We start from the raw sequence: 14,336 nt of genomic DNA, 5'->3' as shown, positions 1-14,336 counted from the left end.
CTTGTGGCTGGCATACCATATACCACAGGAACTGCAACCCGGATTCTTTGACATCGAGATCTCTGGACTGCGGACCCGGAACCCGCCCGACGCGGGGCCCGGAAATGAAACCGCCGAAGACCGGTTTTTCGATCTTCGGCGGGGATTGCTCTCGCTTAGCGGCCGAGAAGATCGGGTGCGATCTTCTTGCAGGCATCGACCAGGCCCTGTACGGCGCCGACCGACTTGTCGAACGCCTCGCGGTCCTTGCCGGTGAGCTCGATCTCGACAACGCGCTCGACACCCTTGGCGCCGATCACGACGGGCACGCCGACATACATGTCCTTCACGCCGTATTCGCCGTTGAGGTAGGCGGCGCTGGCCAGCACGCGCTTCTTGTCCCGCAGATAGCTCTCGGCCATCGCGATCGCGGAAGCAGCAGGCGCGTAGAAGGCCGAGCCGGTCTTGAGCAGATTGACGATCTCGGCGCCGCCGTTGCGGGTGCGGTCGACGATCTCGTCGAGGCGCGCCTGCGAGGTCCAGCCCATCTTGACGAGGTCGGGCAGCGGAATGCCGGCGACGGTGGAGTACTTCACCAGCGGCACCATGGTGTCGCCATGACCGCCGAGCACGAAGGCGGTGACGTCCTCGACCGAGACGTTGAACTCGTCGGCCAGGAAGTAACGGAAGCGCGAGGAATCCAGCACGCCGGCCATGCCGACGACCTTCTTGTGCGGCAGGCCCGAAGCCTTCTGCAGCGCCCACACCATCGCGTCGAGCGGGTTGGTGATGCAGATGACGAAGGCGTCGGGGGCGTATTTCTTGATGCCGGCGCCGACCTGCTCCATGACCTTCAGGTTGATGGAGAGGAGATCGTCGCGGCTCATGCCGGGCTTGCGCGGCACGCCGGCGGTGACGATGCAGACTTTGGCGTTGTCGAGGGCTTCGTACGAATTGGCGCCGGTGTAGTGCGCGTCAAAACCGTCGACCGGCGAGGACTGGGCGATGTCGAGCGCCTTGCCCTGCGGCACGCCCTCGGCGATGTCGAACATCACCACGTCGCCCAGTTCTTTCAGGCCGATGAGATGAGCCAGCGTTCCGCCGATCTGACCGGAGCCAATCAAAGCAATCTTGTCGCGCGCCATGTGAACCTGTCCTTTAGACACGTTAAGGAGGGGAAAACTGAGACGGGTGGTTATCCCTTTCGCTCCCCCCGTTCAAGTCGGTGGATGCCCAATTGTCGGGCTTGGCGAACATTGAAGCGCATCCCTGTCATTCCGGGGCGCGACGAAAGTCGCGAGCTACGATGCGCAATTGCGCATCTGAGAATCCATAACACCAGCGGGAGTATCGATTCCGGGCTCGTCGCTTCGCGACGCCCCGGAATGACAGCGCTGGCAAATAGGACTTAAGTCTCCACCAGGCCCTTGGTGGAGCCGCTGGCGGTGGAATCCTTGCGGCCGTGAGGCAGCGCCAAATAGGATTCCGAGCTCATCTCGATCAGGCGCGAGGCCGTCCGCTTGAACTCCATGGCCTCGTTGCCCTCGTGGGCGAGGTAGAGCGAGATCGGATTGGCATCGGCCGAGGCCATCAGCTTCACGGCATTGTCATAGAGCGTATCGATCAGCGTGATGAAACGCTTGGCGGCGTTGCGCTGGGAAAAATCCATCACTGGAATATGGTCGACCAGGATGGTGTGATAGTCGTGCGCGAGGCGGAGGTAGTCGGACGCGCCGAGCGGTTTTTCGCAGAGATCCGCAAATCCGAACCGCGCCACGCCATGGGCCGAGCACGGCACGTGCAGGATGCGGCCCTTGAACGAAATATCGCGCGACTTGCATTTGGCGCCGCCGGTCATTTTCGACCAGGCGCGGTCGAGGGCCGCGCCGGCGTCGCCGTCGGCCGGCGTCAGCCACATCGGCACGCCCTGAAGCTTTTCCAGGCGGAAATCCGTGCGCGCATCGAGCCGCAGCACGTCCATGTGGTCGGTGATCTGCTTGATGAAGGGCAGGAACAGCGAACGGTTCAGGCCGCCCTTGTAGAGATCGTCGGGCGCGACGTTGGAGGTCGCGACCACCACGGTGCCGAGCTCGAACAGCTTTGCGAACAGGCGGCCGAGGATCATCGCGTCCGCGATGTCGGTGACGTGGAATTCGTCGAAGCAAAGCAGCCAGCTTTCCTCGAAGATCGCGTTCGCGGTCAGCGTGATGACGTCGCCATCGGCGATCTCGCCGCGCGAGATGCCCTGGCGATAATCGTAGATGCGCTCATGCGCTTCCGCCATGAACTCGTGGAAATGCGCGCGGCGCTTGTGCTCGACGGTACTGTGCTGGAAGAACAGATCCATCAGCATGGTCTTGCCGCGGCCGACCTCGCCATGGACGTAGAGCCCGCGCGGCGCCTCGTCCTTGTCGCCGCTGAACAAACGACTGAGCAGGCCCTGCTTGCGCTGCGGCTTGTAATTCGCGAGCCGCTGATCGAGCGCCGCATAGGCTTCGGCGATTTCGGCCTGCGCAGCATCGGGCTCGATCGCGCCGGACGCGATCTGGGCCTGGTATGCCTCGCGGAATGAGGAACTGGGAGTGGAGAGCATAGCTCTTTACCGCCAGAGATGCGCGGAAATTGCAAGCCGTGAATTGGTGGGCGGGGTATGCGTTCCGCGTCCCGGACGCGCTACGGGAAGCAGTGACGCTGCGCAGAGCGGGGACCCACTATTTCGTACATCCATCGTGGAGCGATGGGCCCCGGCCCAGCAGCGCACCGCCGTAGCGTGTCGAAGACGCGCGTAAACGCGCTGATGGCGCTGCGCCGCGTCCGGGGCACGAGAGCGGTGCTACTCACACAGCTCGTAGGCGTCCTCGACCACATAGGGGCCGCCACCGGTCGATGCGCGGGACGAGAACAAGACAAACCGTTCGGCCATGAACGCCTTGCTCGGGAAGTAACCGCGCAGCGAGAGATAGTCGGCGACGTCGCGGTCGGACGCGTCGTGCAGCCGGGCCAGCGTGACATGCGGGGTGAACTTGCGCCCCTCAGGGTCGAGGCCGATCCGCTGCATCATGCGTTCGAGCTCGGCCTGCAATTCCATCAGCGGCTTGCTCGGCGCGATGGTTGCGACCACCGCGCGCGGCTTGCGGCCGCCGAAGCTCATGAGCCCCTGCACCTTCACCTCGAAGGGCTTGCGATCAACGCGAAACAGCATCGATGCGATCTCGTTGGCGGACATGCCGTCGATATCGCCGATGAAGCGCAGGGTAACGTGATAATTTTCGGGATCGATCCAGCGGGCGCCGGGAAGGCCGCCCCGCAAATTGGAAAGCGTCTGGCCGATCTCGGCCGGAATTTCCAGACCTGTGAACAAACGCGGCATCGTTTCGCACTCCCGATGCTTGGGCATGATCCCTGGGAAGGATCATATCCAAATTGTAGAGCCGGCGACGAATCACCGGTACCCTGATTCCTATCGCAGTTGTGTGACTCTGCGAAGCATCGCGCGCCTCACTCCGGTAAAACCCTGGGAATTACGGTTAGCGCTGCCCGCTTTTCAGCGGCGCTGCTCGCTTATGTTGCGCAAAAATGCCTCCACGCTGGGCATGATGTTGTTAACGATGATGTCGACGCCGGCCGCGGTCGGATGAATGCCGTCGGCCTGGTTGAGCTTGGCGTCGGCCGCGACGCCGTCGAGGAAGAACGGATAGAGCGGCACGTCGAATTTTTTCGCAAGATCCGGATAAATCGAATTGAAGCGCGCGGCGTATTCCGCGCCGTAATTCGGCGGCGCCAGCATGCCGCACAGCATCACCGCGATCTTGCGTGTCTTCAATCGCTGGACAATGTCGGTCAACGCGGTCCGCGTCAAATCGGGGTCGATGCCGCGCAGCGCGTCGTTGGCGCCGAGCTCGATGATCACGCCGTCGGTTCCGTCCGGGACCGACCAGTCGAGCCGGTCACGGCCGCCGGACGAGGTGTCGCCGGACACGCCGGCATTGGTCATGTCGACCGCTATGCCTTTGGCTTGCAAGGCTTTTTGAAGTTTTGTGGGGAATGCGTCCTGGGCCGGGAGGCCGAGGCCGGCGCTCAGGGAATCGCCGAGAACGACAAGCTTGACCGGCTTTGCCGCTTCGGCCCACGCCGGATCCACCACCGTCATCAAAGCGATCATCAACACGGCTATGTGCATGAAGAATCCGTAACGCCTCTCGACCGCGTGTGCGGAGTTGCCATATGACCGGACCATGGATAGTCGCATCGAAACCTCTTCGCTCGCCGGCACCGCGCCGGACACCATCGCCATCTCCAACGTCAATCTCTCATTGGGTACGGGCGCGGCACGCGTTCACATCCTCAAGGATATCAGCCTGCGGGTCGCCTCGGGCGAGACGATCGGCCTGATCGGCCCGTCAGGCTCGGGCAAATCCACGCTGCTGATGGTGATGGCGGGGCTAGAGCGTCCTGATAGCGGAGAGGTGGTGGTGTCAGGCACGCCTTTCAATGCCCTCGACGAGGACGCGCTGGCCCGCTTCCGCGGCCGCCAGGTCGGCATCGTCTTCCAGTCCTTCCATCTGATTCCGACCATGACGGCGCTCGAGAACGTCGCCGTGCCGCTCGAACTCGCCGGCAACCCTGACGCTGCAAGACGCGCGGCGCAGGAGCTGCAATCGGTCGGGCTTGGCGATCGCCTGCATCACTATCCGACGCAGCTGTCCGGCGGCGAGCAGCAGCGCGTCGCGCTCGCCCGCGCGCTGGCGCCCGATCCCGCCATCCTCGTCGCGGACGAGCCGACCGGCAATCTCGACGAGGCCACCGGAAAACAGATCGTCGATCTTCTGTTCACCAAACATGCCGAGCGCGGCATGACGCTGGTGCTGGTCACGCACGATTCCTCGCTCGCGCAGCGCTGCGATCGCGTGATCCGGCTGCGCTCCGGCCGCATCGACACCCAGTCTGCGCCAGCATGAGCATCGCGGCCGAACCGTTCGCGAAACCCAACGGCGTCGCGCTGTCGCTGCGCTACGCGCTGCGCGAATTGCGCGGAGGCCTGCGCGGCTTCTATGTCTTCATCGCCTGCATCGCGCTCGGCGTGATGGCCATCGCCGGCGTCGGCTCGGTCTCGGCGAGCCTGAGCGACGGTCTCGCGCGCGAGGGCCGTACGTTGCTCGGCGGCGACGTCTCCTTCGTGCTGTTCCAGCGCGAGGCGAAGCCCGAGGAGGTCTCCTTCCTGCGCTCGCGCGGCACGGTCTCGACAGCCGCGACCTTACGCGGCATGGCGCGCGCCGCCGACGGCCAGCTCGCGCTGGTCGAGATGAAGGCGGTCGACGACACCTATCCGATGCTGGGTCAGCTGACGCTGGCGCCGCCGCTGCCGATGTCCGACCTGCTCGCGGAGCGCGACGGCGCGTTCGGTGCCGCCGCCGATCCGACGCTGCTGGCGCGGCTGTCGCTGAAGACCGGCGACCGCGTCACCATCGGGAGCGCAACGTTCCAGATCCGCAGCACCGTCGAAGCCGAGCCCGACAAGCTCGCCGGCGGCATCGGTTTCGGGCCGCGCTTCCTGATCAGCGAGGCGGGCCTGCGCGCCACCGGCCTGATCCAGCCCGGCAGCCTGGTGCGCTGGGTCTACCGGGTGAAGCTGCCTGATACCGGCAACAGCGAGCGCGCCACCGACGCCTTCATCGCGGACGCGCGCAACGCTGCGCCGCAGGCCGGCTGGGAGATCCGCAGCCGCTCCAATGCCTCGCCGCAGCTGGAGCGCAACATCAACCGCTTCACGCAATTCTTGACGCTGGTCGGCCTCGCCGCGCTCCTGGTCGGCGGCGTCGGCGTCGCCAATGCCGTCAAGAGCCATATCGACCGCCGGCTCGAGGTCATCGCGGCCTTCAAGGCGGTCGGCGCCACCGGCCGCGACGTGTTCGGCATCTATCTGGCGCAGGTCCTCCTGCTGGCGGGAATTGGCTCGGTGATCGGCCTTGCGCTCGGCGCCGCCATGCCGTTCGCCATCGTCGGCCTGTTCGGAAAACTGCTGCCGCTGCCGGTGGTGCCGGCCGTGCATGCCGACGAGCTCGCGCTGTCCTTCGTCTACGGCCTGCTCACGGCGCTCGCCTTCGGCCTGTGGCCGCTCGGGCGGGTGCACGACGTGCCCGTCGCCGCGCTGTTCCGCGACACCATCAGCTCCGAATGGCACCGGCCGCGCTGGAGCTATGTCGTGTTCATGGCCGTCGTGATCGCGCTGCTGATCGCGGTCGTGATCGGATTGTCCTTTGACAAGCGCATTGCCGCGGTGTTCGTGGCCTCCTCCGTCGTCGTGTTCGCCCTGCTCCGCGGCATCGCCGCCCTGCTGATGACGATCGCGCGCCGGCTGCCGCGCACGCGCCTGCCGATGCTGCGGCTGGCGATCGCCAACATCCACCGGCCGGGCGCGCTGACGCCCTCCGTCGTGCTGTCGCTCGGACTCGGGCTCGCCGTGCTCGTCACCATCACCCAGATCGACGGCAATCTGCGCCGGCAGTTCCTTGCGGCCCTCCCCGAACACGCGCCGTCGTTCTTCTTCATCGACATCCCGAGCACGCAGGCCGAGCAGTTCGACGGCTATCTGCGCAGGATCGCGCCGGGCGCAAAGGTCGAGGACGTGCCGATGCTGCGCGGGCGCATCGTCGCCGCGCGCGGGGTGCGTGCCGAGGACCTCAAGCCCACCACCGATTCCGAATGGGTGCTGCAAAGCGACCGCGGCCTGACCTATACCGCCGAGCTGCCGAAGGGTTCCAAGGTGGTCGAGGGCGAATGGTGGAGCGCCGACTATTCCGGCCCGCTGCTGGTCTCGATGGAGAAGAAGATCGCCGACGGGCTCGGTCTCAAGCTCGGCGACGAGATCGTGGTCAACGTGCTCGGCCGCGACATCCCGGCCAAAATCGGCAATCTGCGAACCATCGACTGGCAGGGCATGGGCATCAATTTCGTGCTGGTGTTCTCGCCCAACGCCTTCAAGGGCGCGCCCCACACCCATATCGCGACGCTGACTGAGGCCGGCGGCACTGCGGCCGGCGACGGCAAGATCATCAGGCAAGTCGCCGACACCTATCCGATGGTGACGAGCGTGCGCGTGCGCGAGGTGATGGAGACGGTCGGCTCGGTCGTGACCAATCTGGCGCTGGCGATCCGCGGCGCCAGCGCGGTGACCCTGATCTCGGCGATCCTGGTGCTGGGCGGCGCGCTCGCCGCCGGCCACCGCCACCGGGTCTATGATGCGGTGATCCTCAAGACCCTCGGCGCGACCCGGCTGCGGCTGCTCGGCGCCTATGCCCTCGAATACCTGCTGATCGGACTTGCCACCGCGGTGTTCGGCGTGATCGCCGGCAGCGTCGCGGCCTGGATGATCGTGACGCGGCTGATGACGCTGAGTTTCGTCTGGCAGGCCGGCAGCGCGGCCGGCGTGGTCGCGGCGGCCCTGGTCGTCACGGTCGGACTTGGGCTCGTTGGGACGCTGCTGGCATTGAACAAAAAGCCCGCCACGGTGTTGCGGAATTTGTGACAAATGGTAGCGGGCGACCCCGCGATGTCGGAATCGCACGATTCCAGCGATTAACCACGTCTGCTCGCCAGGATTGCGGGCGAGGGCGACATTCAGCCGCGCGTGGACGGTTGCAGCGAATGTGTTAGTTTCCCACATATCCAATGGGTTCGGACCCCCGATTATGAGCCAGAATTTAGTCGGCACCGATCGGTATCCGAGATAGAATTTGACGAACCGGCGGCATGGCGACCCTCATGCCGGACCGGGCTAACCAACGGGAATTCGACCATGTCGGACCTAGACCGTAACTACGCTTCTCCTTTCGGCAGGGCCGCCGGGCGTGTTGACGCCGCGACGGTCGATGCCGGCCTGCGCGCCTATATGCTGCGCATCTACAATTACATGAGCATCGGCCTCGCCATCACCGGCCTGGCCGCGCTCGGCGTCTATATGGCCGCCGTGACCGACGTTCCGACCCCGGAAGCCGTCCGTGTCGGCAAGCTGTTCCTGACGCCGTTCGGCTACGCGATGTTCGTCAGCCCCCTGAAGTGGCTGTTCATGCTCGCGCCGCTCGCGATGGTGTTCGTGATCTCGGCGGGCATCAACCGTCTCGCCCCCTCGACCGCGCAGATCCTGTTCTGGGTGTTCGCGGCGCTGATGGGCATCTCGCTGTCCTCGATCTTCCTGGTGTTCACGCACACCTCGATCGTGCGGGTGTTCTTTATCACCGCGGCCACGTTTGGCGCACTGAGCCTCTACGGCTACACCACCAAGCGTGATCTGACCGGGATGGGCTCGTTCCTGTTCATGGGCCTGATCGGCATCATCATCGCGAGCCTGGTCAACCTGTTCCTGGCCAGCACGATGCTGCAGTTCATCGTGTCCGTGGTCGGCGTGCTGGTGTTCGCCGGCCTCACCGCCTGGGACACCCAGCGGCTGAAGAACGACTACATCTACGGCTACGCCTCGGCCGGCGGTGACATCGCAGAGCGTGCGGCCATCACCGGCGCGCTGTCGCTGTACCTGAACTTCATCAACCTGTTCACGCTGCTCCTGCAGCTCCTCGGCCAGCGCGACTAAGCGCTTCGACGATGGAACGGATACGAACCCCGGCCGAGAGGCCGGGGTTTTTGTTTGGGCCGGGATGCGCGACGCCCCCCCGCTGTCATCGCCCGCCTTGTGCGCAATTGCGCACTGGGGCGGGCGATCCAGTACGCCGCAGCGGCTCGGTTCTAGCCGCGCTGTCTCGGAGTACTGGATGCCCCGCCTACGCGGGGCATGACAGCGGAGAAGATTGGAGGCCTGCTGCGCTGGCAATGACGGAGCATGGGGAAGCGGCGTTGCCCCTTCCAGTGACCGCGGGAAGGCTCTAATCTCGCCGCCATGTCCGCACCTGAGATCAGGCCCGCCATTGAGGCCGACCTTCCCGCCATCACCGCCATCTACAAGCAGGCCGTCCGCGAGGGCACCGCGACATTCGAGCTGGCGCCGCCGGATCTGGCCGAGATGACGCGCCGCTACCGCGCGCTGATCGACGGTGGCTATCCCTATTTCGTCGCCATCCTCGATCGTAGCGTCGCCGGCTATGCCTATGCCGGCGCCTACCGGCCGCGGCCGGCCTACCGCTTCACGGTCGAGAACTCGATCTATCTCGATCCCGCGTTCCACCGCCGCGGCATCGGCTCGTTGCTGCTGGACCGGCTGATCGCCGAATGCGAGGCGCGCGGCTTCCGCCAGATGATCGCGGTGATCGGCGATTCCGCCAATGCCGGCTCGATCGGCGTGCACACGCGCGGCGGTTTCAAGATGATCGGCACGCATCCCAATGTTGGCCTGAAATTCGGCCGCTGGCTCGACACGGTGATGATGCAGCGGGATCTGGGCGAGGGCGCGAGCACGGTGCCGAAATAGCCTCGTAGGGCGGGCAAAGCGACTTGTCCGCCGAAGCTCGGAGAGCGAAGGCGGAAGCGTACCCACCATGCCCGGCGATTGAGGAAAGGCGCGGTGCGCCTTTGCCCACCCTACGGCACCGTCCGTAAGGCTAAACCACCGCCAGCTTGCGATCGATCACCAGCAGCACGCGCTCGAGCTCGTGGCCGCGGCGCAGGATCAGGCCGGTCGCCGAGATCACACTGTACATGCCCTGCTTGCGCGCCAGCCGCGGGTCCTTCTCGATGCGATAGATCGGCACTTCCGAGGCGCGGCGGAAGACCGAGAACACCGCGCGGTCCTTCAGGAAGTCGATGGCATAGTCGCGCCACTCGCCGTCGGCGACCATGCGGCCGTAGAGGTTGAGGATGCGGTTCAGTTCCAGCCGGTTGAATGTCACCCGGTTGGGTTGGGCATTCGCAGCGGTGGGGCGCGCCACTGCGCGCTGCTCGCTCGGATCGGCATCCTCCGGCGTCAGACTCATCGAGCGCCTCCTCCTCTCGCGGCATGATCGCATCCGCGAAGGACCGTCCCCGGAACCGCGGATCATGACAATTGCATGATCGCGCCAACCGTTCCCCGCCGCAAGGGGCTCTTCACTCAACTGATTGAATCGGGTGCGAATCGGAGCACACGCAGGAGTGGAATTCTGTCGCGGCAAACCGTCACGGGATCGTTAGAAGGAATCTTGATATCGCCGCTTTTCCGCCAAGCGCCTGCCGCCCTGCATTGCGAAAAGACCTGTGTGCGTTGACCCGGTCCTTTCGGTTCCGGATTCCTCAGCCCCCAGCCCCCCGGGGCCGTCAGGATCGGGTCTGTACGCGCGACAAGGGGGGCCAACGCAAGTTGGTCCTTTTTGGTTTGTGCCGAGATGTTTCCGGCACGACCAACTTCTCCCTGATTAACGCGAAGACAACTCGCTCCCCTCATCCTGAGGAGCCGCGAAGCGGCGTCTCGCAGGATGGAAGGCCGCGCTGCATCAGCCGGGCCTGCATGGTTCTCGCGGCGATGCGTAGCATCGTCCGCCTCGCGCGCAAGGGCGCTCCTCACCATGAGGCGTGAGAGCGAGTGCGACGCTGGCGAGAGAAATCGGATCTAGTGCAGCGACGTGTAGGCTGCGCCGAGCATCGCACCCGGCTTCTCACGGCTGCCGTCCTGGACATAGACCACAGCGCCGTCGACGCCGTCGCGCGTGAGATTTTCCAACGGCACCGTCCAGCTTTCCGGACGCCCGTTCCAGTCGCCGACCTTGAGCAGGTTGCGCACGACGTTGTGATAGGTGATCTGCTGCCCGCGATTTTCACCACGGCTGATTGCGATCGGCACCGATTTCGTGATCGAGCAGATCCAGACCTCACCGTGCGAGACCGCCGACTCCTTGCTCGCCGCCACCGACACGTTGATCTGCTTGCCTGCAAGCGACATCGTCACCGGCACGCTCATTACGCCCGTGCCGTTGTCGGTCTTGCCGATCGCGCTCTCGATGCCGGCGCGATCGCTGCCGATGACATGCGTCGAACCGTTGACCACGACTTGCGGCGTATAGACCTCGCGGTCGCCGCGCATGCGCGAATAGGCGCGCTGCCGCGCCGAGAAGCGCGAATCCGCAAGCGTGTCCTTCCAGCCGAGATAATCCCAATAGTCGATCGGCATGCTCAGCGCGATGATCGACGGGTCGTTGGAGAGATCGCCGATGACCTGGTCGGCGGGCGGGCAGGAGGAGCAGCCCTGCGATGTGAAGAGCTCGACTACGGCGCGAGGATCAGCCTCGGCGGGACGGATGACGGCGACGATGGCGCAGATACCAAGTGCTCCCGACCAGAGTGCACCGGACCAGCGCGAAACCAGATTAGAAGCCATCATTGCAGTCATTTTGAACGTCACACCTCGCACGCGTGGGGGAAGATCCTATCGCCTGATGGTCACCGTAGTCTTACGGGCATCGTACACTCAACCGTCCGGGGCGAGGTTTTCCGCCGGGCGGGACCATCGGACGCGTGTTCTAACGCACGAAGGCGGCCTTGTGATAGGCCGCCCTCGTTTAACCTTCTACTCACGTCGCGGTGAGCCACCGTTCACAAATTCGCGCTTAGGCCGCGAGCTTGCGCAGCACGTAGTGCAGAATGCCGCCGTTCCGGTAGTAATCGAGCTCGTCCAGCGTATCGATGCGGCAAAGCAGCGAAACCCGCTGCAACGAACCGTCGCCGGAGACGATCTCCGCGGTCAGCTTCTGACGCGGCTTCAGGTCGCCGACCAGGCCGCGCAGCGTGACCTTCTCGTCGCCCTTCAGGCCGAGCGACGACCAGGAGGTGCCCTCTTCGAAGGTCAGCGGCAGCACGCCCATGCCGACCAGGTTGGAGCGGTGGATACGCTCGAAGCTCTGGCAGATCACGGCGCGGACGCCGAGCAGGCGCGTGCCCTTTGCAGCCCAGTCGCGCGAGGAACCGTTGCCGTATTCGGCACCGGCGAACACCACCAGCGGCACCTGCTCCTGCTGGTACTTCATCGCGGCGTCGTAGATCGACATCTGCTCGCCGTCGGGCCAGTGCTTGGTGAGACCGCCTTCCGGGATATTTCCGTCAGCGCCCTTCAGCATGAAGTTCTTGATGCGGATGTTGGCGAAGGTGCCGCGCATCATCACTTCATGATTGCCGCGGCGCGTGCCGTACTGGTTGAAGTCGGCCGGACGCACCTGGTGCTCGCTGAGATATTTGCCGGCGGGCGAGGTGAGCTTGATCGAACCGGCCGGCGAGATGTGGTCGGTGGTGATCTTGTCGCCGAACATGGCGAGGATGCGCGCCTCGATGATGTCGGTGACCGGCTCCGGCTCCTTCTTCATGCCGTCGAAATAGGGCGGGTTCTGCACATAGGTCGAGCTCATGTTCCAGCGATAGGTCTCGCTCTCGACCGTCTTGATCTTGCGCCAGTTGGTGTCGCCCTTGAACACGTCGGCATACTTCTTCTTGAAGATCGACGCGGTCACGAACTTCTTCATGAAGGCGTTGATCTCCTTCGTCGTCGGCCAGATGTCCTTGAGGTACACCGGCTTGCCGTCCTTGCCTTCACCGAGCGGCTCGACGGCGAGGTTCTTGGTGACGCTGCCCGCGAGCGCGTGGGCGACGACCAGCGGCGGCGAAGCCAGATAGTTCGCCTGCACGTCCGGCGAGACGCGGCCTTCGAAGTTGCGGTTGCCGGAGAGCACGGCGGCCGCGACGATGCCGTTGTCGTTGATCGACTTCGAGATCTCCTCGGGCAGCGGACCGGAATTGCCGATGCAGGTGGTGCAGCCGAAGCCGACCAGGTTGAAGCCGACCTTGTCGAGATCGGCCTGCAGACCGGAATCGGCGAGGTAGGCCGCGACCACCTGGCTGCCCGGCGCGAGCGACGTCTTCACCCACGGTTTTGCCTTGAGGCCCTTGGCGGCAGCGTTGCGCGCAAGCAGGCCGGCACCGATCAAGACGCTTGGATTCGAGGTGTTGGTGCAGGAGGTGATCGCAGCGATCACGACGTCGCCATGACCGATCTCGAAGTTCTTGCCGTCGACGGCAAAGCGCTTCCCGGGCTCGTCGGTCTTCTTGTACTCGGTGCCGAGCGCGAGCGAAAAGCCTTCGGCGACCGACGGCAGCGCGATGCGGCCTTCGGGACGCTTCGGACCGGCCATCGAGGGAACGACGTCGCCGAGGTCGAGGGTCAGCGTTTCCGTGAACACCGGATCGGCCGACTTGGCGGTGCGGAACAGGCCCTGCGCCTTGGCATAGGCCTGCACCAGCGCGACGCGCGCCGGAGCGCGGCCGGAGGTCTTGAGGTAATCGAGCGCAGCAGCGTCGACCGGGAAGAAGCCGCAGGTCGCGCCATATTCCGGCGCCATGTTGGCGATGGTCGCCTTGTCGGCGACGGACAGGTGATCAAGGCCGGGGCCGAAGAACTCGACGAACTTGCCGACCACGCCGAGCTTGCGCAGCATCTGCGTCACGGTCAGCACGAGGTCGGTCGCGGTGACGCCTTCCTTCATCGCGCCCTTCAGCTTGAAGCCGACGACGGTGGGCAGCAGCATCGACAGCGGCTGGCCGAGCATGCAGGCTTCCGCCTCGATGCCGCCGACGCCCCAGCCGAGCACGGCGAGACCGTTGACCATGGTGGTGTGGGAGTCGGTGCCGACCAGCGAGTCGGGATAGGCGACCTCGAAGGTGCCGGTCTTCTTGCCGACCGTCATCTTCTCCTTCTTGGTCCAGACCGTCTGGGAGAGATATTCGAGATTGACCTGATGGCAGATGCCGGTGCCGGGCGGCACGACGGAGAAGTTCGAGAACGCCTTCTGGCCCCACTTCAGGAACTCGTAGCGCTCCTGGTTCTGCTTGTATTCCTCGGTGACGTTCTTGCCGAAGGCCTTGTTGTCGCCGAAGAAATTCACGATCACGGAGTGGTCGATGACGAGGTCGACCGGCACCAGCGGATTGATCTTCTCGGCATCGCCGCCGAGCTTCTGCATCGCGTTGCGCATCGCGGCGAGATCGACCACGGCCGGCACGCCGGTGAAATCCTGCATCAGCACGCGGGCCGGGCGGAATGCGATCTCATGCTCCAGCGACTTCTTGCGCAGCCACTTCGACACCGCCACGATGTCTTCCTTCTTGACCGTGCGGCCGTCCTCGTTGCGCAGGAGGTTCTCGAGCAGAACCTTCATCGAATAGGGGAGTTTCGAAATTCCCTTCAGACCATTCTTCTCGGCCGTGGGCAGGCTGTAATAGACATAGGTCTTGGCGCCGACCTTGAGGGTCTTTTTGCATTTGAAGCTGTCGAGCGAGGTCATGTAGGAAATCCCAATTGTTAGTTATACCCGGCAAGGGGTATTTTAACACCGTCAGCGAGTCCGGCTGGGTCGCTTGCAGGGGCAGGTTAAGTTGCTGCATCAAGTAGTTCC

11 protein-coding genes are annotated in these 14,336 nt (G+C 64.5%); 4 read left to right on the top strand and 7 right to left on the bottom strand.

Features of this window, described 5'->3' with window-relative positions:
• Nucleotides 1-155: 155 nt before the first annotated feature.
• The 4 genes from mdh to IVB46_RS33080 all read right to left on the bottom strand — a co-directional run bounded on the left by mdh (nt 156) and on the right by IVB46_RS33080 (nt 4,159).
• The gene (gene mdh, locus IVB46_RS33095) at nt 156-1,124 is read right to left on the bottom strand and encodes a malate dehydrogenase (RefSeq protein ID WP_063980412.1); all 969 of its coding nucleotides are present in this window, start codon (nt 1,122-1,124) and stop codon (nt 156-158) included.
• Nucleotides 1,125-1,387: 263 nt separating this feature from the next.
• On the bottom strand, nt 1,388-2,572 hold the full coding sequence (gene zapE, locus IVB46_RS33090; RefSeq protein WP_166053392.1) for a cell division protein ZapE: 1,185 nt from the start codon (nt 2,570-2,572) through the stop codon (nt 1,388-1,390).
• 240 nt (nt 2,573-2,812) lie between these two features.
• On the bottom strand, nt 2,813-3,349 hold the full coding sequence (gene thpR, locus IVB46_RS33085) for an RNA 2',3'-cyclic phosphodiesterase (RefSeq protein ID WP_063985994.1): 537 nt from the start codon (nt 3,347-3,349) through the stop codon (nt 2,813-2,815).
• A 174-nt stretch (nt 3,350-3,523) separates the two neighbouring features.
• Entirely contained in the window at nt 3,524-4,159 is a 636-nt protein-coding gene (locus IVB46_RS33080; RefSeq protein WP_247306794.1) for an arylesterase, read from the bottom strand.
• 55 nt (nt 4,160-4,214) lie between these two features.
• On the opposite strand from IVB46_RS33080, the gene IVB46_RS33075 reads away from it, so the two are divergent.
• From IVB46_RS33075 to IVB46_RS33060, 4 genes are all read left to right on the top strand, one after another.
• Nucleotides 4,215-4,937, top strand: coding sequence for an ABC transporter ATP-binding protein (locus tag IVB46_RS33075; protein ID WP_063980410.1), 723 nt, complete (start codon nt 4,215-4,217; stop codon nt 4,935-4,937).
• Nucleotides 4,934-7,504, top strand: coding sequence for an ABC transporter permease (locus IVB46_RS33070; protein WP_247306792.1), 2,571 nt, complete (start codon nt 4,934-4,936; stop codon nt 7,502-7,504). The genes IVB46_RS33075 and IVB46_RS33070 overlap by 4 nt, the downstream gene beginning before the upstream one ends.
• A 270-nt stretch (nt 7,505-7,774) precedes the next feature.
• Entirely contained in the window at nt 7,775-8,566 is a 792-nt protein-coding gene (locus tag IVB46_RS33065) for a Bax inhibitor-1/YccA family protein (RefSeq protein WP_014490629.1), read from the top strand.
• Between the two features lie 303 nt (nt 8,567-8,869).
• A complete protein-coding gene (locus tag IVB46_RS33060; RefSeq protein WP_063980408.1) occupies nt 8,870-9,397 on the top strand; it encodes a GNAT family N-acetyltransferase in 528 nt (175 codons plus the stop codon).
• A 130-nt stretch (nt 9,398-9,527) separates the two neighbouring features.
• Here the strand turns inward: IVB46_RS33060 and IVB46_RS33055 are convergent, their stop codons facing one another.
• The 3 genes from IVB46_RS33055 to acnA all read right to left on the bottom strand — a co-directional run bounded on the left by IVB46_RS33055 (nt 9,528) and on the right by acnA (nt 14,225).
• A complete protein-coding gene (locus IVB46_RS33055; RefSeq protein WP_063980407.1) occupies nt 9,528-9,899 on the bottom strand; it encodes a DUF2794 domain-containing protein in 372 nt (123 codons plus the stop codon).
• Nucleotides 9,900-10,510: 611 nt separating this feature from the next.
• A complete protein-coding gene (locus IVB46_RS33050; protein ID WP_063985992.1) occupies nt 10,511-11,287 on the bottom strand; it encodes a DUF1223 domain-containing protein in 777 nt (258 codons plus the stop codon).
• Nucleotides 11,288-11,504: 217 nt separating this feature from the next.
• On the bottom strand, nt 11,505-14,225 hold the full coding sequence (gene acnA, locus IVB46_RS33045) for an aconitate hydratase AcnA (RefSeq protein ID WP_063980406.1): 2,721 nt from the start codon (nt 14,223-14,225) through the stop codon (nt 11,505-11,507).
• Between the last annotated feature and the right edge of the window lie 111 nt (nt 14,226-14,336).

Source organism: Bradyrhizobium sp. 61, assembly GCF_023073075.1.
Lineage (GTDB): Bacteria > Pseudomonadota > Alphaproteobacteria > Rhizobiales > Xanthobacteraceae > Bradyrhizobium > Bradyrhizobium barranii.
The sequence above is the reverse complement of the archived record's forward strand: the minus strand, read 5'-3'. Positions and strand labels throughout refer to the sequence as shown.

Bases quoted from the DNA above. Each gene is read 5' to 3' on its own strand.
- mdh (WP_063980412.1), bottom strand. From the start codon at position 1,124: ATGGCGCGCGACAAGATTGCTTTGATTGGCTCCGGTCAGATCGGCGGA.
- zapE (WP_166053392.1), bottom strand. From the start codon at position 2,572: ATGCTCTCCACTCCCAGTTCCTCATTCCGCGAGGCATACCAGGCCCAG.
- thpR (WP_063985994.1), bottom strand. From the start codon at position 3,349: ATGCCGCGTTTGTTCACAGGTCTGGAAATTCCGGCCGAGATCGGCCAG.
- IVB46_RS33080 (WP_247306794.1), bottom strand. From the start codon at position 4,159: ATGCACATAGCCGTGTTGATGATCGCTTTGATGACGGTGGTGGATCCG.
- IVB46_RS33075 (WP_063980410.1), top strand. From the start codon at position 4,215: ATGGATAGTCGCATCGAAACCTCTTCGCTCGCCGGCACCGCGCCGGAC.
- IVB46_RS33070 (WP_247306792.1), top strand. From the start codon at position 4,934: ATGAGCATCGCGGCCGAACCGTTCGCGAAACCCAACGGCGTCGCGCTG.
- IVB46_RS33065 (WP_014490629.1), top strand. From the start codon at position 7,775: ATGTCGGACCTAGACCGTAACTACGCTTCTCCTTTCGGCAGGGCCGCC.
- IVB46_RS33060 (WP_063980408.1), top strand. From the start codon at position 8,870: ATGTCCGCACCTGAGATCAGGCCCGCCATTGAGGCCGACCTTCCCGCC.
- IVB46_RS33055 (WP_063980407.1), bottom strand. From the start codon at position 9,899: ATGAGTCTGACGCCGGAGGATGCCGATCCGAGCGAGCAGCGCGCAGTG.
- IVB46_RS33050 (WP_063985992.1), bottom strand. From the start codon at position 11,287: ATGACTGCAATGATGGCTTCTAATCTGGTTTCGCGCTGGTCCGGTGCA.
- acnA (WP_063980406.1), bottom strand. From the start codon at position 14,225: ATGACCTCGCTCGACAGCTTCAAATGCAAAAAGACCCTCAAGGTCGGC.